The organism is Nonomuraea polychroma (genome assembly GCF_004011505.1).
In the GTDB taxonomy this organism is placed as follows: domain Bacteria; phylum Actinomycetota; class Actinomycetes; order Streptosporangiales; family Streptosporangiaceae; genus Nonomuraea; species Nonomuraea polychroma.
In genome coordinates this window covers 10510182-10534951 of the sequence record NZ_SAUN01000001.1, presented here as the reverse complement: position 1 = coordinate 10534951, position 24770 = coordinate 10510182, and the positions used below count along the sequence as shown (strand labels likewise).

Annotated in this window: 32 protein-coding genes; 9 read left to right on the top strand and 23 right to left on the bottom strand. The window is 67.6% G+C overall.

Translation table 11 applies throughout. From position 1 onward, the window contains the following. Positions 1-76 precede the first annotated feature (76 nt). The 6 genes from coaA to EDD27_RS49225 all read left to right on the top strand — a co-directional run bounded on the left by coaA (position 77) and on the right by EDD27_RS49225 (position 5414). Complete coding sequence (gene coaA / locus EDD27_RS49250; protein ID WP_127941453.1) at positions 77-979, top strand: type I pantothenate kinase; 903 nt, start codon at positions 77-79, stop codon at positions 977-979. Positions 980-1064: 85 nt separating this feature from the next. After that, on the top strand, positions 1065-1991 hold the full coding sequence (locus EDD27_RS49245; RefSeq protein WP_127939616.1) for a DUF389 domain-containing protein: 927 nt from the start codon (positions 1065-1067) through the stop codon (positions 1989-1991). 40 nt (positions 1992-2031) lie between these two features. Continuing rightward, positions 2032-2940, top strand: coding sequence for an ABC transporter ATP-binding protein (locus EDD27_RS49240; protein ID WP_127939615.1), 909 nt, complete (start codon positions 2032-2034; stop codon positions 2938-2940). After that, positions 2933-3790, top strand: a complete 858-nt coding sequence (locus tag EDD27_RS49235; RefSeq protein WP_127939614.1) for an ABC transporter permease — start codon at positions 2933-2935, stop codon at positions 3788-3790. Before EDD27_RS49240 ends, EDD27_RS49235 begins: the two co-directional genes overlap by 8 nt. Beyond that, the gene (locus tag EDD27_RS49230) at positions 3787-4701 is read left to right on the top strand and encodes an ABC transporter ATP-binding protein (RefSeq protein ID WP_127939613.1); all 915 of its coding nucleotides are present in this window, start codon (positions 3787-3789) and stop codon (positions 4699-4701) included. Before EDD27_RS49235 ends, EDD27_RS49230 begins: the two co-directional genes overlap by 4 nt. Then, a complete protein-coding gene (locus EDD27_RS49225; RefSeq protein WP_127939612.1) occupies positions 4701-5414 on the top strand; it encodes an ABC transporter permease subunit in 714 nt (237 codons plus the stop codon). The genes EDD27_RS49230 and EDD27_RS49225 overlap by 1 nt, the downstream gene beginning before the upstream one ends. Before the next feature lie 39 nt (positions 5415-5453). Here EDD27_RS49225 and glmM read toward each other — a convergent pair whose 3' ends face one another. From glmM to rplM, 3 genes are read right to left on the bottom strand one after another with little or no spacing between them, the layout of a single operon-like run. After that, on the bottom strand, positions 5454-6803 hold the full coding sequence (gene glmM, locus EDD27_RS49220; protein ID WP_127939611.1) for a phosphoglucosamine mutase: 1350 nt from the start codon (positions 6801-6803) through the stop codon (positions 5454-5456). Between the two features lie 2 nt (positions 6804-6805). Next, the gene (gene rpsI / locus EDD27_RS49215) at positions 6806-7327 is read right to left on the bottom strand and encodes a 30S ribosomal protein S9 (protein ID WP_127939610.1); all 522 of its coding nucleotides are present in this window, start codon (positions 7325-7327) and stop codon (positions 6806-6808) included. Positions 7328-7353: 26 nt separating this feature from the next. Further along, entirely contained in the window at positions 7354-7797 is a 444-nt protein-coding gene (rplM, locus tag EDD27_RS49210; protein ID WP_043623506.1) for a 50S ribosomal protein L13, read from the bottom strand. A gap of 387 nt (positions 7798-8184) precedes the next feature. Between rplM and EDD27_RS49205 the strand changes: the two genes are divergently transcribed. The 3 genes from EDD27_RS49205 to EDD27_RS49195 all read left to right on the top strand — a co-directional run bounded on the left by EDD27_RS49205 (position 8185) and on the right by EDD27_RS49195 (position 12466). Then, positions 8185-8874 carry a CAP domain-containing protein gene (locus tag EDD27_RS49205; protein ID WP_164904134.1) on the top strand — a complete coding sequence of 230 codons (690 nt, stop codon included), beginning with the start codon at positions 8185-8187 and terminating at the stop codon, positions 8872-8874. 24 nt (positions 8875-8898) lie between these two features. Further along, positions 8899-10059: a hypothetical protein gene (locus EDD27_RS49200; protein ID WP_127939608.1), complete on the top strand. Its 1161-nt coding sequence runs from the start codon at positions 8899-8901 to the stop codon at positions 10057-10059. Between the two features lie 100 nt (positions 10060-10159). Further along, entirely contained in the window at positions 10160-12466 is a 2307-nt protein-coding gene (locus EDD27_RS49195; protein WP_127939607.1) for a hypothetical protein, read from the top strand. Here EDD27_RS49195 and truA read toward each other — a convergent pair. The 20 genes from truA to EDD27_RS49095 form a co-directional block, all read right to left on the bottom strand. Further along, a complete protein-coding gene (gene truA, locus EDD27_RS49190) occupies positions 12431-13309 on the bottom strand; it encodes a tRNA pseudouridine(38-40) synthase TruA (protein WP_127939606.1) in 879 nt (292 codons plus the stop codon). The genes EDD27_RS49195 and truA overlap by 36 nt on opposite strands. Before the next feature lie 72 nt (positions 13310-13381). Further along, positions 13382-13912 (bottom strand): 50S ribosomal protein L17, encoded by a 531-nt coding sequence (rplQ, locus tag EDD27_RS49185; protein ID WP_127939605.1) that lies wholly within the window; start codon positions 13910-13912, stop codon positions 13382-13384. 285 nt (positions 13913-14197) lie between these two features. Beyond that, the gene (locus tag EDD27_RS49180; RefSeq protein WP_103960866.1) at positions 14198-15214 is read right to left on the bottom strand and encodes a DNA-directed RNA polymerase subunit alpha; all 1017 of its coding nucleotides are present in this window, start codon (positions 15212-15214) and stop codon (positions 14198-14200) included. A gap of 97 nt (positions 15215-15311) precedes the next feature. Next, entirely contained in the window at positions 15312-15938 is a 627-nt protein-coding gene (gene rpsD / locus EDD27_RS49175; protein WP_127939604.1) for a 30S ribosomal protein S4, read from the bottom strand. A 20-nt stretch (positions 15939-15958) separates the two neighbouring features. Further along, complete coding sequence (gene rpsK, locus EDD27_RS49170) at positions 15959-16363, bottom strand: 30S ribosomal protein S11 (protein WP_020542285.1); 405 nt, start codon at positions 16361-16363, stop codon at positions 15959-15961. Between the two features lie 45 nt (positions 16364-16408). Continuing rightward, the gene (gene rpsM / locus EDD27_RS49165) at positions 16409-16789 is read right to left on the bottom strand and encodes a 30S ribosomal protein S13 (RefSeq protein WP_043623489.1); all 381 of its coding nucleotides are present in this window, start codon (positions 16787-16789) and stop codon (positions 16409-16411) included. A gap of 221 nt (positions 16790-17010) precedes the next feature. Then, a complete protein-coding gene (gene rpmJ / locus EDD27_RS49160) occupies positions 17011-17124 on the bottom strand; it encodes a 50S ribosomal protein L36 (protein WP_003956441.1) in 114 nt (37 codons plus the stop codon). A gap of 24 nt (positions 17125-17148) precedes the next feature. Continuing rightward, the gene (gene infA, locus EDD27_RS49155) at positions 17149-17370 is read right to left on the bottom strand and encodes a translation initiation factor IF-1 (RefSeq protein WP_012887858.1); all 222 of its coding nucleotides are present in this window, start codon (positions 17368-17370) and stop codon (positions 17149-17151) included. 321 nt (positions 17371-17691) lie between these two features. Beyond that, a complete protein-coding gene (locus tag EDD27_RS49150; RefSeq protein ID WP_127939603.1) occupies positions 17692-18105 on the bottom strand; it encodes a hypothetical protein in 414 nt (137 codons plus the stop codon). A gap of 102 nt (positions 18106-18207) precedes the next feature. Then, positions 18208-18636, bottom strand: a complete 429-nt coding sequence (locus tag EDD27_RS49145) for a DUF1707 SHOCT-like domain-containing protein (RefSeq protein ID WP_127939602.1) — start codon at positions 18634-18636, stop codon at positions 18208-18210. Positions 18637-18657: 21 nt separating this feature from the next. Next, positions 18658-19467 carry a type I methionyl aminopeptidase gene (map, locus tag EDD27_RS49140; RefSeq protein WP_127939601.1) on the bottom strand — a complete coding sequence of 270 codons (810 nt, stop codon included), beginning with the start codon at positions 19465-19467 and terminating at the stop codon, positions 18658-18660. A gap of 111 nt (positions 19468-19578) precedes the next feature. Continuing rightward, on the bottom strand, positions 19579-20232 hold the full coding sequence (locus EDD27_RS49135) for an adenylate kinase (protein ID WP_127939600.1): 654 nt from the start codon (positions 20230-20232) through the stop codon (positions 19579-19581). Continuing rightward, complete coding sequence (secY, locus tag EDD27_RS49130) at positions 20232-21539, bottom strand: preprotein translocase subunit SecY (protein WP_127939599.1); 1308 nt, start codon at positions 21537-21539, stop codon at positions 20232-20234. Before secY ends, EDD27_RS49135 begins: the two co-directional genes overlap by 1 nt. A gap of 172 nt (positions 21540-21711) precedes the next feature. Then, positions 21712-22167: a 50S ribosomal protein L15 gene (rplO, locus tag EDD27_RS49125; RefSeq protein ID WP_127939598.1), complete on the bottom strand. Its 456-nt coding sequence runs from the start codon at positions 22165-22167 to the stop codon at positions 21712-21714. A 2-nt stretch (positions 22168-22169) separates the two neighbouring features. Then, positions 22170-22352: a 50S ribosomal protein L30 gene (rpmD, locus tag EDD27_RS49120; protein ID WP_080043226.1), complete on the bottom strand. Its 183-nt coding sequence runs from the start codon at positions 22350-22352 to the stop codon at positions 22170-22172. A 2-nt stretch (positions 22353-22354) separates the two neighbouring features. Then, positions 22355-22984 carry a 30S ribosomal protein S5 gene (gene rpsE, locus EDD27_RS49115; protein WP_049572667.1) on the bottom strand — a complete coding sequence of 210 codons (630 nt, stop codon included), beginning with the start codon at positions 22982-22984 and terminating at the stop codon, positions 22355-22357. A 28-nt stretch (positions 22985-23012) separates the two neighbouring features. Then, entirely contained in the window at positions 23013-23396 is a 384-nt protein-coding gene (rplR, locus tag EDD27_RS49110) for a 50S ribosomal protein L18 (RefSeq protein ID WP_127939597.1), read from the bottom strand. A gap of 2 nt (positions 23397-23398) precedes the next feature. Further along, positions 23399-23941, bottom strand: a complete 543-nt coding sequence (rplF, locus tag EDD27_RS49105) for a 50S ribosomal protein L6 (protein ID WP_127939596.1) — start codon at positions 23939-23941, stop codon at positions 23399-23401. A gap of 16 nt (positions 23942-23957) precedes the next feature. Continuing rightward, a complete protein-coding gene (gene rpsH / locus EDD27_RS49100) occupies positions 23958-24356 on the bottom strand; it encodes a 30S ribosomal protein S8 (protein WP_020542297.1) in 399 nt (132 codons plus the stop codon). A 227-nt stretch (positions 24357-24583) separates the two neighbouring features. Next, the gene (locus EDD27_RS49095) at positions 24584-24769 is read right to left on the bottom strand and encodes a type Z 30S ribosomal protein S14 (protein WP_020542298.1); all 186 of its coding nucleotides are present in this window, start codon (positions 24767-24769) and stop codon (positions 24584-24586) included. Position 24770 lies beyond the last annotated feature (1 nt).

The window sequence follows — 24770 nt, the reverse complement described above, 5'->3', positions numbered from 1 at the left end:
ACAGCTTGTGGACACACACCCACCCGAAGGCCGGGTTGGCGGCGATCGCTACGCTGCCTAGGTGAACAACGGCTACGTGGAACTGAGCAGGGAGCAGTGGAGCGAGCTCCGCAAGAACACGCCCTTGACTCTCACCGCAGAAGAGCTGGAAGAGCTGCGCGGCGTCGACGACCCCATCGACCTCAACGAAGTCACCGACATCTATCTCCCGCTGACCCGGCTGCTCAACCTGCACTTCACCGGGTCCAAGCAGCGCAGCAGCGTGCTGAGCGCGTTCCTCGGACATCCCGAGCAGCGTGTCCCCTACGTCCTGGGCCTCGCGGGCAGTGTCGCGGTGGGCAAGTCGACGACGGCGCGGCTGCTGCACACGCTGCTGGCCCGCTGGCCCGAGCACCCGCACGTGGAGCTGATCACCACTGACAGCTTCCTCTATCCCAACGCGGTGCTGGAGTCCAAGGGGATCATGCACCGTAAGGGATTCCCGGAGAGCTACGACCGGCGGGCGCTGGTCAGGTTCGTGGCGGAGGTGAAGGCGGGGGCGGCGGAGATCCAGGCCCCTGTGTACAGCCATCTGGAGTACGACATCGTCCCCGGCGCCGCCCAGACTGTGAAAAGTCCCGACATTCTGATCATTGAGGGCCTCAACGTCCTCCAGCCCGCCCCGCCCACCTCCCTCGCCGTCAACGACTACTTCGACTTCTCCATCTACGTCGACGCCAAGGTCGAAGACATCCGCACGTGGTACGTCGAACGTTTCCACAAGCTCCGCCGGACCGCCTTCGAAGACCCGAAGTCATACTTCCGGCACATCGCAGACATGTCCTACGACGAGGCCACCGCCTTCGCGGTCAACGTCTGGCGCGACATCAACGAGCGCAACCTGGTCGAGAACATCGCCCCCACGCGCGGCCGCGCCGACCTCGTGCTGAAGAAGGGCGCCGACCACTCGGTCAGGCGGGTACGACTGCGCCGGACCTGAACGCCTCCCTGCCACCGTCCCCGGCTCGGTCACCGGGACACACGCCTCGCAACGCCGTCAACGTTCGATGGACAACAATGGGCGAGTGCTGCATCTGCGACTGATCTGCCCGCCCGCACGGACCGATGAGGTGGCGGCGGTGTTGGAAGACTGCCCTGGCGTCACCAACATCGTCGTCCTGCCCGGCGCCGCCCGCGTCCCGAAGGGCGACGTGATCATTTGCGACGCGGCCAGGGAGTCGGCCAATGAGGTGCTCGGCCGCCTCAAGTGGCTGGAGACCGAGGGCTCCATCGCCGTCGAGCAGGTCGATCTCTCCCTCTCCAAGGTCGCGGACGACGCGATCGAGGAGGCGCCGGGCGCCCCTGACGACGCGGTGATCTGGGAGGAGCTGGCACGGAAGGTGTCGGCGGACTCCCGCATCACGTGGGCGTACCTCGCTTTCCTGGCCATCGCCACCCAGCTCGCCGGGATCGCCGTGCTGCAGAACTCGCTCGTCCTGATCATGGGCGCGATGGTGCTCGGCCCGGAGTTCGGCCCGGTCGCCGCCATCTGCTTCGGCCTGCTCCGCGGCAAGTGGCCGCTGATCGCCACCGCGTTCAGAACGCTCGCCGTCGGGTTCGCGGTGGCCATCGCCATCACCTTCGCCTGCGCGCTCGTCTCGACCTGGCTCGGCTGGATCGACATGAGCAACCTCGACACGAACGCGGAGATGGAGTTCATCGTCAAGCCCGACAAGTGGTCGTTCATCGTGGCGCTGCTGGCCGGCGTTGCCGGCGTCCTGTCGATCACCGCGGGCAAGTCGTCGGCCCTGATCGGCGTCTTCATCTCGGTGACCACGGTCCCGGCGGCCGGCCACGCGGCCGTGGCGCTGGCGCTGGGGGCCTGGAACGAGGTCGCGCCCTCAGCCTGGCAGCTCACGGTCAACATCCTCGGCATGGTCATCTCGGGCACCGCGACGCTCATGGTCCAGCGGAAATTCTGGCCTCAAGTAGGACGACGTTCATCCGTATGACCGAGGCGACGGCCCTGGCCGCCCAGGTAGGGTCCGGCACATGCACATCCTCGCCACCGAGGGGCTGACCAAACGATTCCCCACCGTCACCGCGGTCGACCAGCTCACGGTCACCGTAGGACCCGGAGTCACCGGCCTGGTGGGGGCCAACGGCGCGGGCAAGTCGACGCTCATCAAGATCCTGCTCGGCCTGCTACCGCCCAGCGGCGGCGCGGCGCGCGTGCTCGATCTGGACGTCACGTCCCAGGGCGCAGAGATCCGCAGGCTCGTCGGCTACATGCCGGAGCACGAATGCCTGCCACCTGACGTCTCCGCCACCGAGTTAGTCGTCCACCTCGCACAGATGTCCGGGCTGCCGCGTACGGCCGCCCGCGAGCGCGCCGCCGACGTGCTGCGCCATGTCGGCCTGGCCGAAGAGCGTTACCGCCCCATCGGCGGCTACTCCACGGGCATGAAGCAGCGGGTCAAGCTGGCCCAGGCCCTCGTGCACGACCCCAAGCTGATCTTCCTCGACGAGCCGACCAACGGCCTCGACCCGCGCGGCCGCGACGAGATGCTCATGCTGATCAGGCGCATCGGCACCGAGTTCGGCATCAGCGTGCTGGTCACCTCGCACCTGCTGGGCGAGCTGGAGCGCATCTGCGACCACGTGATCGTCATCGACGCCGGGCGGCTGCTGCGTTCCTCGGCCATCGGCGAGTTCACGCAGTCCACGCAGACCGTCACGGTCGAGGTCGACGAGGGCATGGATCCGCTCGCGGCCCGTCTGGCCGAGGCCGGGCAGACGGTCTCGCAGCAGGGCCGCATGCTGGTGGTCAAGGTGGACGGGCCCGAGACGTACGACGCGATCAGGGACGCCGCCGCCGACCTCGACCTCTGCCTGATCCGCCTGGAGCAGGGGCGTCACCGCATCGAGGACGTCTTCAGGGAGGAGGTCGCGGGTGTCTGAGATCTACGACATCGGTTACCGCCATTACGACGGCCCCCGGCTGGGGCGCGGCTACTCGACCAGGGCGCTGGCCGTGCACAGTTTGCGCGGTGTCTTCGGTCTGGGCCGCCCGGCCCGCAGCAAGATCATTCCATTCGCCCTGTTCACCATCATGCTGCTGCCGGCCGTGGTGAACATCGCCATGATGGCCCTGCTCCAGCAGCGCGGCATCGCCTACAGCGGGTTCGCGGTCGTCATGCAGGCCGTGGTGGCGATCTTCCTGGCCTCGCAGGCCCCTACCGCCGTCGCCCCCGACCTGCGCCACCGCGTGCTTCCGCTCTACCTGTCGCGTCCCGTCTCGATCGTCGAGTACGTCAGCGCCAAGGTGGCCGCGATGACCGTGGCGCTGTTCCTGCTGGTCGCGGTGCCGCTCACGCTGATCTACGTGGGCGAGCTGGTCGTGGACATGCCCGGCCCGCCGGCCACCGGCGAGTACGTCGGCGCCATCGTCATGGCCCTTGTGCTGGCGGCGTTGCTGTCGGTGATCGGGCTGGCACTGGCCTCGTTCACGCCACGGCGCGGGCTCGGCGTGGCCTCGGTGATCGTCCTCTACCTGCTGTCGTCGGCGGCGGTCCCGATGGTCTACGGCATCTTGGCCGAGTCCGGCAACGAGGAGGGCGCTGCCTGGGCGTGGCTGCTGAACCCGTTCTGGCTGGTCGACTCCGTGCAGTCCTGGTTGTTCGGCACGCCGCCGCACTCCATCGAAGGCGGCTATCCCAACGGCCCGGCCTCGGCGGCGATCCTCGTGGTGCTGCTCGGCGTCGGCCTGGCCGCCCTCGCGCTGCGTTACAGGAAAGCGGCCTCGCGATGAAGATCGAGCTCTCGCAGGTGTCCCGCTGGTACGGCAACGTGGTCGCGGTCAACGACGTGACGATGACCATCGGCCCCGGCGTGACGGGCCTGCTCGGCCCCAACGGCGCGGGCAAGTCGACGCTCCTCCACATGATGGCCGGTTTCCTGTCGCCGTCCGGCGGCACGGTGACGCTGGACGGCAGCAAGGTCTGGAAGAACCACCACATTTACCGAAATATCGGCCTGGTCCCGGAGCGGGAGGGTGTGTATGGCTTCCTGACGGGCTGGCAGTTCGTCCTCTCAGCCGCCCGCCTCCACGGGCTCCCCGACCCGGTCGAGGCCGCCCGCAAGGCGCTGGCCACGGTCGAGATGGAGGAGCCGAAGGACCGCCGCGTGGAGACGTACTCGAAGGGGATGCGCCAGCGCGTCAAGGTGGCCGCGGCGCTGGTTCACGACCCGCCGGTGCTCCTGCTCGACGAGCCGTTCAACGGCATGGACCCGCGCCAGCGCCTCCACCTGATGGACCTGATCCGCGCCATGGGCACGGCCGGCAAGACCATCCTGTTCAGCTCCCACATCCTGGAGGAGGTCGAACGGGTCGCCCAGCACATCGAGGTCCTGGTGGCGGGGCGGCACGCGGCATCGGGCAACTTCCGCGAGATCAGGCGGCTGATGACCGACCGGCCCCACCTGTTCATGATCCGTTCGAGCGACGACAGGAAACTCGCCGCCGCCCTCATCCGCGACCACTCGGCCGGAGGCATCACACTCCGCCCGGACGGCTTGGAGGTCCAGGCGACCGAGTTCCGCCGCTTCGCCCGTCTCCTGCCCAAGCTGGCCCAGGCGGAGGGCGTACGCCTGCACCAGGTCTCCCCGGCCGACGAAGATCTGGAGAGCGTCTTCTCCTACCTGATCAACAGGAGCACCTGATGAATACAGTGGTTGCGGGCATTACATACCGCGCCTTGCTGGGCCGTCGAAGGATCATCCTGCTCCTGCTGCTCCCCCTGGCCCTCGTCAGCATGGCCGTGTTGTTCCGCCTTCTGGGCGAGGGCGACCAGGACACGGCCGTCGTGCTGTCGAAATTCGCCATCGGCACCGTCCTGCCGCTGCTCGGCGTGATCGCGGGCACCGGGGTCATCGCCCCGGAGATCGACGACGGCACCATCATTCACCTGATGTCCAAGCCGATCTCCCGCCCGCTGATCGTCCAGACGAAGTTCCTGGTGGCGGCCTCGGTGCTGGTCTTGTTCGGCGCCGTGCCGACGTACTTCGCGGCCTGGCTCCTGATCAGCAACGAGGACGGCATCGCCGCAGGCTTCGCGCTGGGCGCCCTGGCGGCCGGCATCGCCTACGCCGCCGTCTTCCTGCTGCTGGGCATCGTCACCCGGCACGCGGTCACGATCGGCGTCATCTACGCCCTGGTGTGGGAGACCGTGGTGGGCAACGTCATCGTGGGGGCGCGGAAGTTCTCGATTCAGCACTGGGGCACGACGATCGCCGACCAGATCTCGGCCTCGCCGTTCTTCCAGGCCGACGTCACGCTGAGCTTCGCCGTCCCGGCTCTGATCATCGTGACCGTCGGCGGCGTCTTCTGGGCAGGCCAGCGCCTGCGGGCCTTCTCACTCACGGGAGACGAATAAAAAAGATCGGGTACGGCACGTCAAACGTGCCGTACCCGATCAGGAAGCGCAGGCCTTGCGGACCACGTCCGCGAGGCGGCCCGCCACCTGGGTGGCGTGCTCCTCCGACGCGGCCTCGACCATGACGCGGATCATCGGCTCGGTGCCGCTCGGCCGGATCAGGACCCGGCCCGTCTCGCCCAGCTCCGCCTCGGCCAGAGCCACGGCTTCGGCGAGCTCGGGCACGGAGGCCTTGCCCTTGTCCACGTCCTTGACGTTGATCAGGATCTGCGGCAGCGGCGTCATCACCGAGGCCAGCTCCTTCAGCGGCACGCCTGCCTTGGCCATCACGCCCAGCAGGTGCAGCGAGGTGAGCAGGCCGTCGCCGGTGGTGGCGTGGTCCAGCATGATGACGTGGCCCGACTGCTCGCCGCCCAGGTTGTAGCCGTCGGACTTCATGCGTTCGAGCACGTAGCGGTCGCCCACCGCGGTCTCCACCACGGTGATGCCCGCATCGCGCATCGCCAGCTTGAAGCCCAGGTTGGACATGACGGTCGCGACCACGGTGTCCTTGGCCAGTAACCCTTCGCCGTGCATGGCGGCCGCGAGGATGGCCATGATGTGGTCGCCGTCGATGATCGCGCCCGTGTGGTCGACCGCCAGGCAGCGGTCGGCGTCGCCGTCATAGGCCACGCCCAGGTCCGCGCCGCGTGAGATGACCACCTGCTGGAGCTTGTCCAGGTGCGTGGAGCCGTGGCCGTTGTTGATGTTGAGGCCGTCCGGCCGGGCGCCGATGGCCTCGACCCTCGCCCCCGCGCGGACCAGCGCCTCGGGAGCCACCATGTGGGCGGCGCCGTGGGCGCAGTCGACCACGACATTGAGGCCGTCGAGGGCGGCGTTCATCGTGGTCAGCACGTGCGAGATGTAGCGGTCGGCCTCGCCGTACGCGTCCCGCACACGGCCCACGCCGGAGCCGATCGGGAAGCTCCACTCCTCGCCGAGCCTGCGCTCGATCTCGTCCTCGACCGCGTCGGACAGCTTGAAGCCGCCACGGGCCAGGAACTTGATGCCGTTGTCCGGCGCCGGGTTGTGCGACGCCGACAACATGACGCCGAGATCGGCGCCGAGCGCGGCCGTGAGGTGGGCGACGGCAGGGGTGGGCAGCACGCCGAGGCGCAGCACATCCACTCCGGACGCCGCAAGGCCGGCGACCACGGCGGCCTCGAGAAACTCTCCCGAGGCACGCGGGTCCCGGCCCACGACCGCCACCGGACGGCGCCCGGTGGCGGCGAACGCGCCTGCATCGCCGAGGACATGGGCCGCTGCCACGGACAGATCCATGGCGAGTTCGGCCGTGAGGTCGCGACCTGCGACCCCGCGTACCCCGTCGGTGCCGAAAAGGCGCGCCAACGTTAGCGCTTGCTGTACTGCGGAGCCTTACGGGCCTTCTTGAGGCCGTACTTCTTCCGCTCCGTGGCGCGGGCGTCACGGGTGAGGAAGCCGGCCTTCTTCAGCGGCGGGCGGTTGACTTCGACGTCCAGGATCGCCAGGGCGCGGGACAGGCCCATGCGCAGCGCGCCGGCCTGGCCGGTCACGCCGCCGCCGTCGATGCGCGCGATGACGTCGAACGCCTCCTCGGCGCCGAGCACCACGAAGGGCTCGTTGACGATCTGCTGGTGGACCTTGTTGGGGAAGTAGACGTCCAGCGAACGACCGTTGATCGTCCACTTGCCGGTGCCGGGGACGATGCGCACGCGGGCGATCGCCTCCTTGCGGCGGCCGGTGCCATACGAGTTGCCCGTCGTGACGGGCTTACGCACGGGCTGGTCGGCGCTGGCGGCGGACTCGGTGGTGTACTCGGACGGGAAGTCCTCGCTGGAGAAGTCCTCCAGCTCGGCCTCGACGGCCGTCTCGACACCGGTGGGCTCAGCCACGGTTCTCCTCTAACTCTTTCGAACTACTACTGGGCGATCTGGGTGATCTGGAACGGCACCGGCTGCTGGGCCTGGTGCGGGTGCTCGGAACCCGCGTAGACCTTCAGCTTCTTGGCCATCTTCCGGCCGAGGGAGTTCTTCGGCAGCATGCCCTTGACGGCCTTCTCGACGGCCTTCTCCGGCCGCTTCTCCATGAGCTCGCCGTAGCTGACGGAACGCAGACCGCCCGGGTAGCCCGAGTGGCGGTAGGCCTTCTTCTGCTCAAGCTTGTTGCCGCTCAGCGCGATCTTGTCCGCGTTGATGACGATGACGAAGTCACCGGTGTCGACGTGGTTGGCGAAGATCGGCTTGTGCTTGCCGCGGAGCAGGGTCGCGACGTGGCTGGCCAGCCGGCCCAGCACGACATCGGTCGCGTCGATGACGTACCACTGACGCTGGACGTCGGCGGGCTTCGGTGAGTACGTGCGCACGGTCGTAGCCTTCTTTATGCTCGCGTCTTCGGCGCTGTCGGATGCGACAGCTACATTTGGTCGGTCGGTGCGGGCACACGGCAGCCCGGACCTTCCGTCTCCTCACGATGGGAGATGACGCCGGACGCGCCGCGCATTGGTCTCGCTGGACCTATGCACACAACGAACGATTAGGCTACCCGCCAACAGGCGCGCAGGTCAAAAGACCGGTAACCTCGTGCGAGTCTACCCGACCGCAGAACGGTTCGGTTTCGTTTCCCTGGGACCCCTTCTTTCCCAGGACCAGACATCTCTATCGTTGACTGCGGTATGTGGCAGAACTCTCACACCCGGCCAACCCAGCGGGGCGCTCGGCGCCGGAGTCATCTGGGTGTGTTGACCTGCCTCATGGCGGCGGTCTTGTTCACCGGCGTGCTGATCGGCCGGCTGACCGACGCCCCCCAGCCGAACCCGCACATCTTCCTCAACGGCACCGCCCCGCCCGCCGCCGCCACGGCCAACCCCGCGCCGACGGAGGCGAAGAAGGCGCTGCAGCAGCTCGAGAGCGTGCCGCGCGAGGTCACGACCAAGAAGGTCCCTGGCGCCACGGGCACCCCGAAGCCCACCGCCAAGACGCCCGACGGCCAGATCCCCGGCTTCGACTCCCAGGACGACCCCGCCCAAACGTTCCCCGGCACGGAGTCGTCCGTCGCGGTGATCCCCGGCATGGCGTCCAAGGTCGTGTCCCTCACCAATACGGCCAGGTCCAAGCGCGGTTGCGGGCCGTTGAGGGTCGATCGGGGGCTCATGCGCTCGGCGCGTACACACTCACTGGAGATGGCCAAGATGGGGCAGCTCACGCACAACTCCCCCGACGGCGCCTCCCCGTGGGACCGCATGGAGCGCGCCGGATACCGCTACGGCGCCGCCGAGAACATCGGCGCCGGATACAGCAACCCCGAAGAGGCGGTACGCGGCTGGCTGGAAAGCCCGGACCACCGCAAGAACATCCTGGACTGCCGGTTGAAGGCCATCGGCGTCGGCGTCGCCTCCGGCCCGAACGGCCCGTGGTGGACTCAGGACTTCGGAACCCAATGACGGCTAGCACGGTAATGTCGCCGCATGGCTTTTCCCGAGGAACGTGAGAACGGCACGGGCAGCGCGCCCTACGGGATGGGCAGCGCGCCGCCGTGGTCCGACATGGGAGGCGCTCGGCAGGCGACCGGCATGAGAGGCACGCCTCCGGCGAACGGGTCGGCAGGCGCGCCACGAGGGGACGGCTTCGGACGCGCTCCGCAGGGCGACGGATTCGGTGGATCCCCGCAGGGCGACGCATTCGGCGGGTCCCCGCAAGGGGGCCTGTTCGGCGGGTCCCCGCAGGGGGACGGCCTGGGACGCGCTCCGCAGGAGGCCGGCATGGGGGGTGCCCCGCAGGAGGCACCCGCCCCCGAGCAGGAGACGGTCACCACCTCACGTCGCTCCCGCTCCCGGAAGGAGCGGGCGGCCGCCGCCGACGACACCGAAAAGGCGCCGCAGAGCAGGATCGGCTGGAGTCCTTACGACGAGGGCCCACGCTCGCGCGCGCCGCTGTGGTTCACGATCGGCGGCGTGCTGGTGCTCGGACTGCTCGGTGGCGGCCTCGCGCTGATGTGGAACGCCGGCGGCCCCACCACCGCCGAGACCGCCGCCCCCCGCCGGACGTCCGCGCCGCTGCCGTCCCCCCCACCTGGCAAGTACGGCTTCGCGGAGTCCCGCACCACGGACCCCGAAGCGATCACGGTCAAGGAGATCTTCGGCTCGAAGAAGAAGTTCACGATCTCCGGCCGGTCCTACGAGATGACGATCACCAGCAAGGACAAGAAGTGCACCGACGGCGCCCTGGGCGACAAGCTGCAGAAGGCGCTCAAGGACGGCAAGTGCAACCAGCTCGTCCGGGCCAGCTTCCGCGACAAGGCGGGCAAGGTGATCGGCACGGTCGGCGTGGCCAACCTCACGACCGGCAAGAACGCGGGCAAGGTGGCCAAGAGCGGCGACGAGAAGAACTACGTGAAACCGCTGTCGGGTAAGGACAGTGTCACCAAATTCCTCGGCTCGGGCAGCGGCGGAGCCAAGATCTGGACGCACGGCCACTACGCGATCATGGTGTGGTTCCAGAACAAGGACGGCACGAAGCCCGACAAGAACGGCTCCAAGCAGCTCTTCCGGGCCATCGACGACATCACCAAGGCCACGGTGTTCAAGGCTCTGGACCACCGTTCGATGACCGGCAGCCCGCTGACGTAACCCGGCTTTACATGCCTTAAGCCCCCAAACGGGATGCCGGATGCCTCTGGGAACGTCCATACCGACATAACGATCTCGCTACTCTCGCTAGGCTCGCCCTATGCGTGGTCAGGAACCCGGGTCCGAGCACGATCACAGGGAGGCCGCCGGCTCGGCCAGACCTGCGACGCCACCGCCGAGCTTCGGCCAGACCAGCGGGGAAGACGTTCCACCGGCGTTCCCACCTTCCGAGGAGGCGGACGACGGCGAGACGTCGTCCGTCGTCCCCGTGCTCAAGGGACCGCCGCCCGGGCTGTCCGATCTGGTGCGTACGGATGCGCAGCCGTGGGAGGTGCCGGGCGACGACGCCGCCCCCTACGACTGGTTCGCCGACCACACGGACACCGACCCCGCCCTCGCCGCCCCCTCCCGCACCGATCCCGGGCCCTCTGGCACCGGCCCCGCCGACCCTGGCCCTGCTGTCCCTGCCGCGACCAACGCCGGCTCAGGCTTCGACAAGCCGCGCACCGACAGCCCGTGGGCCGACCCGGATCAGGCCGGCACGTCGCGGTCCGGGCGCCCGCCGGTCGGGCCCGGCGGGGACGTGCCGCAGTGGCCGGCCGAGCCGATGGTGCCCGGTGCTCCGCCGTGGGAGCCGCCACCCGCGTTCACCGCCGCAGCGGCGGGCATGCCGGTGTGGCCGGGCCCCGCACCGGACCCGCATGCCTTGCCGCCGTGGCCGGCCGCCACAGGCGAACTCGTGGCCGAGCCGGACGCGGACGACCAGGACACTCCCGCCCTGTCCCCCGGCGCTGCCGAGCCGCAAGGCGCCACCCGGCCGGCCCACTACTTCGACCCCGAGGCCGCACGCCGGGAAGCCGAAGCCGCTCAGCAGCGCGCCGGCGAACCGGGCACGACACGCCCGCACACCGCCGCCCCCACCACGCCGCCGCACGAGAGCCCCGCACGGCCCATCGCCGCGCCATCAGGCATCTCGCAGCCGGCCACGGCACTACCGCCCGCCGCACCGCCCCAGAGCCCCGCACAGGCCGTCACCGCGCCTTTGAGCATCTCCCAGCCCGGCACCGCACAGCCACCGGCCACCATGCAGCCGAGCACCGCACAACCCGGCGCCGCCGATCCTGCAGGCGCCAAGCCGGAGGACGGCACCCGGCCGGGGCCCGCCACGCTGGCGGAAACCGTTCCATACCCAACCGTCCGGCGACAGGCCGCGCCGCAGGAGACCGGCAGCACCCCGGACGACACCTCTCAGGAAGACGCCGCGAACCAGTCCCCATCACGGGAAATCGCCCATCAGCGGCCAACCGTCCCCCTCTCCGCGCCTATCGCGCCGGAGCGCGAGGACACCCGTCCCGTCACCCATAAGGACGCCACCCGCCCAGCCAGTCATGACACCCCGCACTCCCCTCACGAGAGCAAGGGCCCGGCCCACTACTTCGACCCCAACGCCCCGACCCCGGCGACCGCCCGTCCTCCGGAGCCCGGCGACGTGCCGGTCTGGCCGCCCCACTCCCCCGTCAGCCAGAAACTCCCGGACCTCCCCTTCTCCAGGGACACCTGGGGCCAGAGGCCGTCGACCGCGCTCGACCTGCCCACTCCGCCCCAGGGCAGCGGCCCGGCCTTTCCGCCTGGAGCGTTCAAACAACCACCGTTCCAGACCCCGCCGCCGCCCCCGGCGCCCCAGGGCTCGAGCAAACGAGCACTCCTGGTGACGCTGGGCGCGCTGGCCCTGGCCGGGGTGGCCACCGGGGGCTTCTTCGCCTTCCAGGCCGTCAGCAACCCCACCGCCACCACGGCCGCCTCCCGCGGCAGCGCCACCCCCTCCACGCCGCCCACCGAAGAGCCTGAGGCCGCGCCCTCCGACGCGCCGCCCGGCTCCGTGCTCAATTCCGAGGAGACCGACCCGCAGAAGTTGTCGCTGTCGGAGGCGTTCCCGAAGAAGAAGGTCAGCGCGGCGGGCGCCACGTTCACCAGGGTCAAGGCCGGCATCGAGACGACCTGTGACAAGGCCGCGACGGGCGCGTTCGCCGAGGCGCTGAAAGAGCAGAAGTGCAGCCGCGTGCTGCGTGCCACCTACGTCGACAGCAAACGCCGCTACGCCATCACCACCGGCATCGCCGTGCTGCCGACCAAGGAGGCGGCCACGGCCGTCGACCAGGCGAAGGACCTCAACAAGAACGTCTGGTTCCGCCCCTTGCCCGGAGCGGAGGGCTCGGGCGGCGAGCGCGTGCACATCGCCGGCGGCTACGCGTCGGGCCTGGTGTGGGGCCGGTACATCGTCTTCAGCTACGCCACCCACGCCGACGGCCACACCCCGTCAGCCAACGAGAAGACGTTGCCCAAGGTCAGCGGGGCGTTCCGCGACCAGACCTCACTCGTCCTGGAGCGCCGCGCCACCAAGGGGTGAGAGCATCCGTACGCGGCGCGTGGCCTCGGCTCGCGCGGCGAGCTCCGGCTCCGGCGGGTAGCCGACCTCCTCCAGGCACAACCCGTGGGCGGGGGCCACATGAACGCCGGAGTCGCGGACGGCGCGGGTCAGCACCTCTCCGGGCCACTCCACCGGCCGCCGACCGTCGCCGACCGCCAGCAACGAGCCGACCAGGGCCCGCACCATCGAGTGGCAGAAGGCGTCGGCCACGACCGTGGCCACGAGCACGCCGTCCGGCTCGCGTACCCACTCCAGCCGCTGCAGTTCTCTGATCGTGGTGGCCCCTTCGCGCCTCTTGCAGAACGCCGCGAAGTCGTGCTCGCCGATCAGCCGCGTCGCCGCCGCGTTCAGCGCACCTAGGTCCAGCGGGCGGTTGTGCCAGACCACCTCGTGCCGCCGGAGCGGGTCGACGCCGCCGACGGCGTCGCTCACCCGGTACGCGTACCGCCGGAACGTCGCCGAGAAACGGGCGTCGAAGCCCTCAGGAGCCACGGAGACCCGATAAATCCGTACATCGGGTGTCATGACCCCACCCAGGCGTCGCACGAGCGCAGAAAGCCGCTCATCCACGCTCAGCGGCCCCCGGTTCCCGTCCAGCTCTGCCAGCGACCCGTCGGGCACGTCCACGTGGGCGACCTGGCCGCGGGCGTGCACCCCGGCGTCGGTACGCCCGGCCACGGTCAGCATGGCCGGCTCGCCGAGGCGCAGGATCCGGCCGAGCGCCTGCTCGATCTCGCCCTGAACCGTACGCCGCCCGGGTTGTCTGGCCCACCCGGAGAAATCGGTCCCGTCGTACGCGAGGTCGAGGCGGAGCCGTACCACGATGATCCTCCCTAACCGAAAAGGGCCCGAACCCCCCGTTGGGGGTCCGGGCCCGATGCATACAGCCTGAGATCAGGCCTCGTCCTTCTTCGCCTCAGCCTCGGCGGCCGGGGTCTCCTCGGCGGCGGCCTCAGGAGCCTCCGCGGCCTCGGCCTTGGCTTCCTCGGCCTTGGGCGCCTCGGTCTCCTCCGCGGGCGCCGCGGCGGCGGCCGGAGCCTCGGTGCGGCGGGTGGTGACGGCGTTCAGCGGCTCGGTCACCAGCTCGATGACCGCCATCGGGGCGTTGTCGCCCTTACGCGCACCGATCTTGGTGATGCGGGTGTAGCCACCGGGACGCTCGGCGAACGTCGTCGCGATCTCGGTGAAGAGGTGGTGCACGACGCCCTTGTCCTTGACGACGGTCAGGACCTGGCGACGGTTGTGGATGTCGCCCTTCTTCGCCTTGGTGATCAGGCGCTCCGCCAGCGGACGCAGGCGCTTGGCCTTCGTGACCGTCGTACGGATCTTGCCATGGCGGAACAGATCGGTGGCCAGGTTGGCCAGGATCAGCCGCTCGTGCGCCGGGCTGCCGCCAAGACGTGCACCCTTGGTGGGCTTGGGCATTTCATCTCTCCTTGTGGATTAACCCGCCCCGGCCGTACCAGGTACCGGAGTCGGGCCGGCGCCGCGGACGCGCGACACCGTTACTTTCACCCGCACACCCCTCCCACGCCCAGGAAGGCCCCTTCCGGAACCTCCCCGAGACCGAGGACCGGCGATCTCTCACCGGCTCTCCCTCCCCAAGGACCTCAGCCCCGGAGACCGAGGACCGGCGATCTCTCGCCGATCCCCTTCTCCACAGGACCTCAGCCCTCCGAAAGGCGCGGAGACGCTACAAGCGGGACGTGTCTAGTACTGCTCCGTCTCGACGTAAGCGCTGTCGTCGTCGTCATAGCCGCCACCGGCCACCGCGCTCGGGTCGAACCCGGGCGGGGAGTCCTTGAGCGCCAGCGACATCTCGTGCAGCTTCTGCTTGACCTCTTCGATCGACTTCGCACCGAAGTTGCGGATGTCGAGGAGGTCCTGCTCGCTGCGCGCCACGAGCTCACCCACGGTGTGGATGCCCTCGCGCTTGAGGCAGTTGTACGACCGGACGGTGAGGTTGAGCTCCTCGATCGGCAGCGCGAGGTCGGCCGCCAGGGCGGCGTCGGTCGGCGACGGGCCGATGTCGATGCCCTCGGCCTCGACGTTGAGCTCACGGGCCAGGCCGAAGAGCTCGACGAGGGTCTTACCGGCGGAGGCCACCGCGTCGCGGGGCTTCATGGCCGGCTTGGTCTCGACGTCGAGGATGAGGCGGTCGAAGTCGGTACGCTGCTCGACTCGGGTCGCCTCGACCTTGTAGGTGACCTTGAGCACCGGCGAGTAGATCGAGTCGATCGGAATGCGGCCGATCTCCTGACCGGGCTGCTTGTTCTGCGCGGCGGAGACGTAGCCCCGGCCGCGCTCGACGGTCAGCTCCATCTCCAGCTTCGCCTTGCCGTTGAGCGTGGCGATGCGCAGCTCGGGGTTGTGCACCTCGACACCGGCCGGCGGCGCGATGTCGGCGGCGGTGACCTCGCCCGGGCCCTGCTTGCGCAGGTACATCACGACCGGCTCGTCGTGCTCGGAGGAGACGACCAGTTCCTTGAGGTTGAGGATGATGTCGGTGACGTCTTCCTTGACCCCGGGAACGGTCGAGAACTCGTGCAGCACGCCCTCGATGCGGATGCTCGTCACGGCCGCGCCCGGAATGGACGACAGCAGCGTGCGGCGCAGCGAGTTGCCGATGGTGTAGCCGAAGCCCGGCTCCAGCGGCTCGATGACGAATCGGGACCGGGTGTCGTCGATCGACTCTTCGAGAAGAGTCGGACGCTGAGCGATCAGCATGTGCGGGTTCTCCCCTTTTTCGTGTGGCGCCCGCTATATGACGCCACTCCGATATAAAGCGTAGTCGAGGTGCGGAAATCCGCACCTCGACCAAGGCTCACTTCGAGTAGTACTCGACGATGAGCTGCTCTTGCACCTGGGTGTCGATCTGCTGGCGAACCGGCAGCTGGTGAACCAGGACGCGAAGCTTGTCCGGCACGACGCCGAGCCACGCCGGAACAGTGCGCTCGCCCGCGGTCGCCCGAGCGACCTCGTAGGGCAGCAGGTTGCGCTTGTTCTCGCGGACCTCGATGATGTCGTGCTCGCGAACGCGGTAGGACGGAATGTCCACCTTCTTGCCGTTCACCAGGATGTGGCCGTGGCGCACCTGCTGGCGAGCGGCGTCACGCGACTGCGCGAACCCGGCGCGGTAGACGACGTTGTCGAGACGGGTCTCCAGGATCTGGAGCAGCACCTCACCCGACTTGCCGCTCTTGCCCGCGGCCTCCTCGTAGTAGTTGCGGAACTGCTTCTCGAGGACGCCGTAGATGCGGCGGGTCTTCTGCTTCTCACGAAGCTGAAGCTGGTACTCGGACTCCTTGGGGCGTCCGCGGCCGTGCTCACCCGGCGGGTAAGGACGGATCTCGATGGGGCACTTGGCGGACTCGCACTTGCTGCCCTTGAGGAAGAGCTTGGTCTTCTCGCGACGGCAGAGCTTGCAGTCCGCGCCCGTGTAACGAGCCATTTCTCTCTATCTCCTGGGATTCAGACGCGGCGACGCTTGGGAGGGCGGCAACCGTTGTGCGGAACCGGCGTGACGTCCTGGATCGAACCCACCTCGAGGCCGGTGGCCTGCAGCGAGCGGATCGCGGTCTCACGGCCGGAGCCGGGACCCTTGACGAAGACGTCGACCTTGCGCATGCCGTGCTCCATGGCGCGGCGAGCGGCGTTCTCCGCGGCCATCTGAGCGGCGAACGGGGTGGACTTACGGGAGCCCTTGAAACCCACGTGGCCGGCGCTGGCCCAGGAGATCACGTTCCCGTTCGGGTCGGTGATCGAAACGATCGTGTTGTTGAACGTGCTCTTGATGTGGGCGTGCCCATGAGCGACGTTCTTCTTCTCCTTGCGGCGCACCTTCTTCGGGGCGCCCTGACGGCTCTTAGGAGGCATTGTTTGCCATTACTCCTGAGGTCTTCGATCCCGCGGCTGCGAGGACTACTTCTTACCGGGCTTCTTCTTGCCGGCGACGGTCTTCTTCTTGCCCTTACGGGTGCGCGCGTTGGTCTGCGTGCGCTGACCGTGCACGGGCAGGCCCTTGCGGTGCCGGATGCCCTGGTAGCAACCGATTTCGATCTTGCGACGAATGTCGGCCTGGACCTCGCGGCGCAGGTCACCCTCGATCTTGAAGTTCGCCTCGATGTAGTCACGCATCGGGACGAGCTCGGTGTCGGAGAGCTGGTGGACCCGGAGGTCGCCGCTGACACCGGTGGCCTGGAGGATCTCCTGGGCGCGGGTGCGGCCGATTCCGTAGATGTAGGTGAGAGCGATCTCCAGCCGCTTGTCGCGGGGGAGGTCGACGCCAACCAGGCGAGCCATGGTCGGGCATTCTCCTTCTTTGTGGCGGAGGTCTTGCGCCTCACTGCCCCTCCCCAATGCCCGGGGTGAGGGCCCCGGCCTCCGACCGGGGGTCTTCCGAGTGGTTCAGGTCCTTCGGAAAAGGCCTGCCTGCCCGGGTGTGAAACGCGCTAACTGTTGCAGGCTTCTCATGCGTCGAGTCCGCTCCCTCGCGGGGCGGACTCGGAGAAGCCTTGCGGCGACTAGCCCTGGCGCTGCTTGTGGCGCAGGTTGTCGCAGATCACCATGACGCGACCGTGCCGGCGGATCACCTTGCACTTGTCGCAGATCTTCTTGACGCTCGGCTTTACCTTCATTGTCCTTTGTGTCCTCAGACGTTCTTACTTGTATCGGTAGACGATCCGCCCACGACTGAGGTCGTAGGGGCTCAGTTCAACGACTACCCGGTCGTCTGGAAGGATCCGGATGTAGTGCATCCGCATCCGTCCGCTGATGTGGGCCAGGACCTTATGGCCGTTGTCGAGCTGCACCCGGAACATGGCGTTCGGGAGCGATTCGACCACAGTGCCCTCGATCTCGATGGCGCCGTCTTTCTTGGCCAAAATTCCTCGCGTTTCACTGATCGGTCGTCTGAGGCTCCGGTTCACTACGCAGCCGCGACCTTCACGCTTCGAAGAGAGCGACGATCGGCAAGGACCGCCGACGCGTGATAGTCATAGTGAGCCGACTAAGGAGTGTACGACACCTGGCTTGAAAACGCGAAAACGCGTGCCAGATGTCCTGACACAACCACGTCATAGTGTACCGCAGGTTCATCGGCCCCGACGCGCACAACGGAAGGCCCGCCGAGGGAGAGAACTCGGCGGGCCTTCCGGGGGGTAGGGCTCTCAGGGCAGTGCGGTGCCTCGCGACCATGGGATGGACTAGTAGATGCGGTGCGCGGAGCCGCAGGCCGTGAACTTGCCGCCCCAGCAGGTGTAGGTGTACAGCTTCTTGATCCCGTGCTTGGACCAGGTCTCGCTGTACGACCCGTTCCACTCGCGGGAGAACGTGTGCCAGCTACCGCCGGAGTAGTACTTGAACCACACGTAGCCGTGCTTCGGCGTGAACTCCTTGCCGTACCACTTCGTGTAGACCTTGCCGTTCTGCTTCCAGGTCTTGCCGTAGGTGTAGGCCTTATGGTTGCTGGAGTGGTACTTGCCCCAGGTGCCCATCGACGTTGCCGTCGAGGCGGCGGTCTGGGTCGCGGTGGCCGCCTGGGCGGCGGGGGCGGCGACGGCGAGGCCGGTGACGGCGATCGAACCGGCGAGGGCGGCGGCTGCGAGGACCTTACGCATGTGGATTCCTCCGTGAGTCGTGTTCCTGACACCGCTCACGTTAGGAAGTCGCTCTTATCCGTACTGCGCAGGAATCCACACAGTGCACTACTGCACACTGCCCTAGTTTCTCTTCGGCTGGTTGCTCCCGAAAATGGTGCTCACCAGCAAAATCACGCCCCAGGGCCCCATCACCCACAGCGGCCACGGATAGACCCCGCCGTCCGACGAGATGCTGACGATCAGCCAGATGACCCAGTTGATCCCGCTGGCCATGGCCCAGGCGCCCCAGGCCGCCTTCATGCCCGAATGCATGCCGTCTTTGCTCTCGATGGCTTTCGCCGTCTTCGCGGGCCGGTTGCGCAGGTCCACGTCGGGCAGGTCGGACGTCAGCTTGGCGAGTTCGCCGTAGGTCTTGCTCTGGTAGAGCTGTTCGAGCCGCTCGTTGAACTCGTCCATCGTGATGCGGCCCTGCGCGGTGTGCTCGCGAAGGATGGCGGCCACCCGGTCGCGGTCGGAGTCGGATGCTCGCATTTCGGGGCTGTTCGCCATCCCGCCCACTCCCGGCTACGGCTAGGTCTGCAGTTGAGTAAGGCGCTCCTTGCCCCCGTCTAGGGCGGTTAGCACCCATGGACCATTATGTGTCACCGCAACGCTGTGTTCGAAGTGTGCGGAGGCCTTGCCGTCGATCGTGACCACGGTCCAGTCGTCGGCCAGCACGCGCGTCCGCTCCGTGCCCAGGTTGACCATCGGCTCGACGGCCAGGCACATGCCCTCCTCCAGCACCGGGCCACGCCCGGGCCGGCCGTGGTTGGCGATCCACGGATCCATGTGCATCTCGGTGCCGATGCCGTGGCCGCCGTACTCCGGAGGGATGCCGAAACGGCCTTGCGACTTGACGTACCGCTCGATCTCGTGGCCGATGTCGGACAGGTGGCGGCCGGGCCGCAGCGCCGCGATGCCGCGCCACATGGACTCTTCCGTGATGCGCATGAGCTCCGTGAGCTTGGGATCCACCTCACCGACAGGGACCGTGACCGCGGAGTCTCCGTGCCAGCCGTCGAGGATGGCGCCGCAGTCGATTGAGATGATGTCGCCCTCGCGCAGCTTGCGGGCGTCGGTCGGGATGCCGTGCACCACCTCGTCGTTCACCGACGCGCAGATCGTCGCGGGAAAGCCCTGGTAACCCTTGAACGACGGAATCGCGCCTTCGTCCCTGATCGCCTTCTCGGCGATGGAGTCGAGGTCGAGCGGCGTCATGCCGGGCTCGACCGAGCGCTTCAGCAGGTCGAGCGTGCGTCCGACCACCAGTCCGGCGGCTCGCATCTTCTCGAGCTGCTCCGGTGACTTGATCTGGATTCCGTGGCGGTTCCTCTTGAACATGTAATGCCCCCCTGGGTCACTCAACGGGCCACTTGGGGGCCCAATTCCCCCACAATAGCCGCGAGGTGGCACGGAATCCCGTGCCACCTCCGCACATCGGTGCCGCCGCAGCTAGCCCATGAACGGGCGGATCGCCTCCATGGCTCGCTGGGTGACCTCCTCGACCGGTCCGGTCGCGTCGACCCCCACGAGGATGCCCTCGTCGGCGTAGTACGAGACCAGCGGCGCCGTCTGCTCCTGGTAAACCTCCAGGCGGTGCCGTACGGTCTCCTCCTTGTCGTCGTCCCGCTGGAACAGCGCGCCCCCGCACGCGTCGCACCTGTCGTCCTTCTTGTCGTCGAACTCGACGTGCCAGATGCGGCCGCACTGGCTGCACGTGCGCCGGCCGGCCAGCCGCCTGACCACCTCGTCGTCGTCCACGACGACGAGCTCGAGGACGAGGTCCAGCGCCTGGCCCCAGTCCTTGAGCATGTCGCGCAGGATCTCGGCCTGCGCGACATTCCGCGGGAACCCGTCGAGCAGGAAACCGTCCTGCGCGTCGGACTCCGAGAGCCGATCGCGGACCATGGCGATGGTGACCTCGTCGGGCACCAGGTCGCCACGGTCCATATATGTCTTGGCCAGCTTGCCAAGATCCGTGCCCCCCGAGACGTTGGCATGGAAGATGTCACCTGTCGAGATCTTCGGGATGGACAGGTTCGATGCGATGTACTGGGCCTGTGTCCCCTTACCCGCTCCGGGGGGCCCGACCAGAACGAGACGCACTACCGCAGGAAGCCTTCGTAATTACGCTGCTGAAGCTGGCTCTCGACCTGCTTAACGGTGTCCAGTCCGACGCCTACCATGATCAGAATGCTCGTCCCTCCGAACGGGAAGTTCTGGCTCGCACCGGCCACCGCCAGCGCGACGATCGGGACCATGGAGATCAGACCCAGATAGATCGCGCCCGGTGTGGTCAGACGGGTGAGCACGAAGTTCAGGTATTCAGCCGTCGGCCTGCCGGGGCGGATGCCCGGAATGAACCCACCGTACTTCTTCATGTTGTCGGCGACTTCGGTGGGGTTGAACGTAATCGACACGTAGAAGTACGTGAAGAAGATGATCAACGCGAAGAACGTGGCCATGTAGATCGGGGTGTCGCCCGTGGCCAGGTTCTGGGAGATCCACCGGATCACCACGTTGTCACTGGTCTGGAAGAGCGAGGTGAACAGCTGCGGGAGGTAGAGCAGTGAGGAGGCGAAGATGACCGGGATGATGCCGGCCTGGTTGACCTTGAGCGGGATGTAGGTGGACGTGCCGCCGTACATCCTGCGGCCGACCATCCGCTTGGCGTATTGAACCGGGATGCGCCGCTGCCCCTGCTCGACGAAGACCACCGCGGCGATCATGAAGACGCCGACCACCATGACGACCGCGAAGGTGAACTTGTTGGCCTGGAAGATGTTGGCCAGCTCGGACGGGAAGACCGCGACGATCTGGGTGAAGATCAGAATCGACATGCCGTTGCCGACGCCCCGGTCGGTGATCAGCTCGCCCAGCCACATGATGACGGACGTGCCGGCCGTCATGATGACCACCATCGTGACGATGCCGAAGATGTTGTCGGGGTCGAGCAGGACGTCCTGCTGGCAGTTCGGGAAGAGCTGGCCGGTGCGGGCCAGGGCGATGAACGCCGTCGACTGCAGGACCGCGAGTCCGATGGTCAGATAACGCGTGTACTGCGTGATCTTTGTCTGGCCGGACTGGCCTTCCTTCTTCAGCGCCTCGAGGCGCGGAATCACGACGACGAGCAGCTGGAGAATGATGCTCGCGGTGATGTACGGCATGATGCCGAGCGCGAACACTGAAAGTTTCAGGAGGGCGCCGCCGCTGAACAGCTGCACCATCCCGTAGATGTTGCCGGTGTCTTGATCAGCGCGCGCCTGATTGAAACAGGCCGCCAGATTCTGTACGTGAACTCCCGGAGTCGGAAGAACCGAGCCGAGACGGAAAAGCGCGATGATGCCCAGGGTGAAGAGCAACTTCTTGCGCAGGTCCGGCGTCCGGAACGCCCGGGTAAACGCGGTCAGCACGGTCCCTCCTGCGCGCCTATAAGGCGATGTGAGTATGCGGCGATGGTGCGGGAATCTGCCATCTGAGTCTCATTGTCAAACGAGCCGGACAGAAGCCTGCCGTCTGCGAACTCTAACGCACTACGGGCGTGGGGGCCCATTGTCAGAGCCCCCACGCCTCGTCATAGCGTTGCTACAGCTCGGTAACGGAGCCACCGGCGGCGGCGATCTTCTCCTTCGCGGCGGACGAGAAGGCGTGAGCCTGCACGTTCACCGCGACCGAGATCTCGCCGGTGCCGAGCACCTTGACGAGCTGGTTCTTGCGAACAGCACCCTTGGCGACCAGCGCCTCGACGGTGACCTCGCCACCATCGGGGAACAGCTCGCCGAGCTTGTCGAGGTTGACGACCTGGTAGGTCGTCTTGAACAGGGCGTTGGAGAAGCCCTTGAGCTTCGGCAGACGCCTCTGCAGCGGCACCTGGCCACCCTCGAAACCGAGGGGGACCGACGTGCGGGCGTGGCTGCCCTTGGTGCCGCGACCGGCCGTCTTGCCCTTCGACGCCTCGCCACGGCCCTTGCGGACCTTGGCCTTGTTGGCGCCCGGAGCAGGACGGAGGTCGTGAATCTTGAGCGGAGCCTTGTCAGTCATGACTAGTCGACCTCTTCCACCTCGACGAGGTGCGTCACCACGGAGACCATCCCGCGAATCTCGGGCCGGTCCTCCTTGACGACGACATCGCCGATTCGCTTCAGGCCAAGCGAACGCAGCGAGTCACGCTGGTTCTGCTTGCCACCGATCTTCGAGCGAACCTGAGTGATCTTCAGGCGTGCCATGACTAGCTCACCGCCTTCGCGGCCGCGGCTTCCGCGATGCCCTCGCGCTGAGCCTTGAGCATCCGGGCCGGAGCCACGTCCTCGATCGGCAGGCCACGGCGGGCGGCGATCTCCTCGGGCCGGGAAAGGCCCTTCAGAGCCGCCACGGTGGCGTGCACGATGTTGATCGGGTTGTCCGAGCCGAGCGACTTGGACAGCACGTCGTGGATACCGGCACACTCCAGCACCGCACGCACCGGGCCACCGGCGATGACGCCGGTACCGGCCGAGGCCGGACGCAGGAAGACGACGCCGGCCGCCTCCTCGCCCTGCACGGTGTGCGGAATGGTGCCCTGGATGCGCGGCACCTTGAAGAAGTGCTTCTTCGCTTCCTCGACGCCCTTGGCGATGGCGGCGGGGACTTCCTTGGCCTTGCCATAGCCGACGCCGACCAGGCCGTTGCCGTCACCGACGACGACGAGGGCGGTGAAGCTGAAGCGACGACCACCCTTCACGACCTTGGCCACTCGGTTGATCTTCACTACGCGCTCGATGTACGAGACGCCCTTGTCGGCGGCGCCACCGCGGCGATCGTCACGACGGTCCCGCCGCTCGCCACCGGTGCCGCCACCGCGACGCGGAGCTGCAGCCATCAGTGGTTCCTCATCTCAATTGCGGTCATCAGAACTCGAGCCCGCCTTCGCGGGCGCTGTCCGCCAGAGCGGCGATGCGCCCGGCGTAGCGGTTTCCACCGCGGTCGAAGACGACCGCCGTGATCCCGGCTTCCTTGGCCCGCTGAGCGAGGAGCTCGCCGACCTTCTTGGCCTTCTCGGTCTTGTCCGCCTCCAGCGCGCGCAGCGAGGGGTCCATGGTGGACGCGCTCACCAGCGTGTGGCCGACGGTGTCGTCCACGATCTGGACGAATATGTGACGGGTCGAGCGGTTGACGACCAGGCGCGGGCGCGCGGTCGTGCCGACGACGTTCTTGCGGACGCGGCGGTGACGGCGGGCCCGCGAGACGGTGCGGGCAGCCGTGTGCTTGCTGAACGCAGTCTTCGGAGCCATGCCTACTTACCAGCCTTTCCGACCTTGCGGCGGATCTGTTCGCCCTGGTAACGCACGCCCTTGCCCTTGTACGGGTCAGGCTTGCGCAACTTGCGGATGTTGGCGGCGACCTCGCCGACCTTCTGCTTGTCGATGCCGTCCACGTGGAACAGGGTCGGCTTCTCGACGCGGAAGGAGACGCCCTCGGGGGCGTCGACGATGACCGGGTGACTGAAGCCCAGCGAGAACTCCAGCTGCGTCGGGCCCTTGGCCTGAACGCGGTAACCGACGCCGACGATCTCCAGGGACTTCGAGTACCCCTGGGTGACGCCCTGCACCATGTTGGCGATCAGCGTCCTGGACAGGCCGTGCAGCGCACGCACCTTGTTCTCGTCGCTGGGCCGGGTGACGGCGATGGCGCCGTCGTCGTCCCGAGCCACCTTGATGGGCTCGGCGACCGTGTGAGTGAGCGTGCCCTTCGGGCCCTTGACCTGGACATCCTGGCCGTCGATCGTGATGTCTACGCCGCTGGGCACAGGGATGGGCAGCCGTCCGATACGCGACATGCTGTGTTCCTCCCCTCTACCAGACGTAGGCGAGGACTTCCCCGCCCACACCACGCTTGCCGGCCTGCTTGTCGGTCATGAGGCCGTGGGACGTCGAGATGATCGCGACGCCCAGTCCGCCCAGGACTCGAGGCAGGTTGTCCTTCTTCGCATAAACCCGCAGACCGGGCTTGGAAACCCGGCGCAGGCCCGCGAGCGACCGCTCACGGGTGGGCCCGAACTTGAGCTCCACCACGAGGTTCTTCCCGACCTTGGCGTCTTCGACGGTCCAGGCCTGGATGTAGCCCTCCTGCTGGAGGATCTCGGCGATGTGCGCCTTGATCTTCGAATACGGCATCGACACGCTGTCGTGGTACGCCGAGTTCGCGTTGCGCAGACGTGTCAACATGTCTGCAATCGGGTCGGTCATCGTCATGATGGCCAGTGGCCTTCCTCGCCGCGGTTTCCAGTCGGCCAAGCACTGCTGATGGTCGAGTCCGCCTCAGCTTGCACCCTGAGGTCTGCTTCGCATCCCTCAGCGTCCGCTTCGGCTACCTCTCCGTGCTCTGCCGGTGGACCTTCGGCGCGGTCACGGACGCAAGCGCGTCCTGATCTTCTTCTGATATGTACGGTGGGGCGACGCAGGGCCGCCCCTTAGGGTATCTACCAGCTGGACTTGGTGATGCCGGGCAGCTCGCCCCGGTGCGCCATCTCGCGGAAGCACACGCGGCAGAGCCCGAACTTGCGGTAGACGGCGCGCGGCCGGCCACAACGCGAGCACCGGGTGTAGGCCCGGACCTCGAACTTCTGCTTGCGCCCCGCCTTGGCGATCAGCGACTTCTTCGCCATC

Excerpts from the sequence above, each read along its gene's own strand:
- EDD27_RS49180 (WP_103960866.1), bottom strand. The coding sequence starts at position 15,214 with ATGCTGATCGCTCAGCGTCCGACTCTTCTCGAAGAGTCGATCGACGAC.
- EDD27_RS49240 (WP_127939615.1), top strand. The coding sequence starts at position 2,032 with ATGCACATCCTCGCCACCGAGGGGCTGACCAAACGATTCCCCACCGTC.
- rplR (WP_127939597.1), bottom strand. The coding sequence starts at position 23,396 with ATGGCTCCGAAGACTGCGTTCAGCAAGCACACGGCTGCCCGCACCGTC.
- EDD27_RS49200 (WP_127939608.1), top strand. The coding sequence starts at position 8,899 with ATGGCTTTTCCCGAGGAACGTGAGAACGGCACGGGCAGCGCGCCCTAC.
- rpsM (WP_043623489.1), bottom strand. The coding sequence starts at position 16,789 with ATGGCTCGCCTGGTTGGCGTCGACCTCCCCCGCGACAAGCGGCTGGAG.
- rpsE (WP_049572667.1), bottom strand. The coding sequence starts at position 22,984 with ATGGCTGCAGCTCCGCGTCGCGGTGGCGGCACCGGTGGCGAGCGGCGG.
- rpsD (WP_127939604.1), bottom strand. The coding sequence starts at position 15,938 with ATGGCTCGTTACACGGGCGCGGACTGCAAGCTCTGCCGTCGCGAGAAG.
- EDD27_RS49145 (WP_127939602.1), bottom strand. The coding sequence starts at position 18,636 with ATGGCGAACAGCCCCGAAATGCGAGCATCCGACTCCGACCGCGACCGG.
- rplO (WP_127939598.1), bottom strand. The coding sequence starts at position 22,167 with ATGACTGACAAGGCTCCGCTCAAGATTCACGACCTCCGTCCTGCTCCG.
- rpmJ (WP_003956441.1), bottom strand. The coding sequence starts at position 17,124 with ATGAAGGTAAAGCCGAGCGTCAAGAAGATCTGCGACAAGTGCAAGGTG.
- EDD27_RS49205 (WP_164904134.1), top strand. The coding sequence starts at position 8,185 with ATGGCGGCGGTCTTGTTCACCGGCGTGCTGATCGGCCGGCTGACCGAC.
- EDD27_RS49150 (WP_127939603.1), bottom strand. The coding sequence starts at position 18,105 with ATGCGTAAGGTCCTCGCAGCCGCCGCCCTCGCCGGTTCGATCGCCGTC.
- EDD27_RS49225 (WP_127939612.1), top strand. The coding sequence starts at position 4,701 with ATGAATACAGTGGTTGCGGGCATTACATACCGCGCCTTGCTGGGCCGT.
- map (WP_127939601.1), bottom strand. The coding sequence starts at position 19,467 with ATGTTCAAGAGGAACCGCCACGGAATCCAGATCAAGTCACCGGAGCAG.
- rplF (WP_127939596.1), bottom strand. The coding sequence starts at position 23,941 with ATGTCGCGTATCGGACGGCTGCCCATCCCTGTGCCCAGCGGCGTAGAC.
- EDD27_RS49230 (WP_127939613.1), top strand. The coding sequence starts at position 3,787 with ATGAAGATCGAGCTCTCGCAGGTGTCCCGCTGGTACGGCAACGTGGTC.
- EDD27_RS49195 (WP_127939607.1), top strand. The coding sequence starts at position 10,160 with ATGCGTGGTCAGGAACCCGGGTCCGAGCACGATCACAGGGAGGCCGCC.
- EDD27_RS49095 (WP_020542298.1), bottom strand. The coding sequence starts at position 24,769 with ATGGCGAAGAAGTCGCTGATCGCCAAGGCGGGGCGCAAGCAGAAGTTC.
- rpsH (WP_020542297.1), bottom strand. The coding sequence starts at position 24,356 with ATGACGATGACCGACCCGATTGCAGACATGTTGACACGTCTGCGCAAC.
- rplQ (WP_127939605.1), bottom strand. The coding sequence starts at position 13,912 with ATGCCCAAGCCCACCAAGGGTGCACGTCTTGGCGGCAGCCCGGCGCAC.
- rpsK (WP_020542285.1), bottom strand. The coding sequence starts at position 16,363 with ATGCCTCCTAAGAGCCGTCAGGGCGCCCCGAAGAAGGTGCGCCGCAAG.
- rpmD (WP_080043226.1), bottom strand. The coding sequence starts at position 22,352 with ATGGCACGCCTGAAGATCACTCAGGTTCGCTCGAAGATCGGTGGCAAG.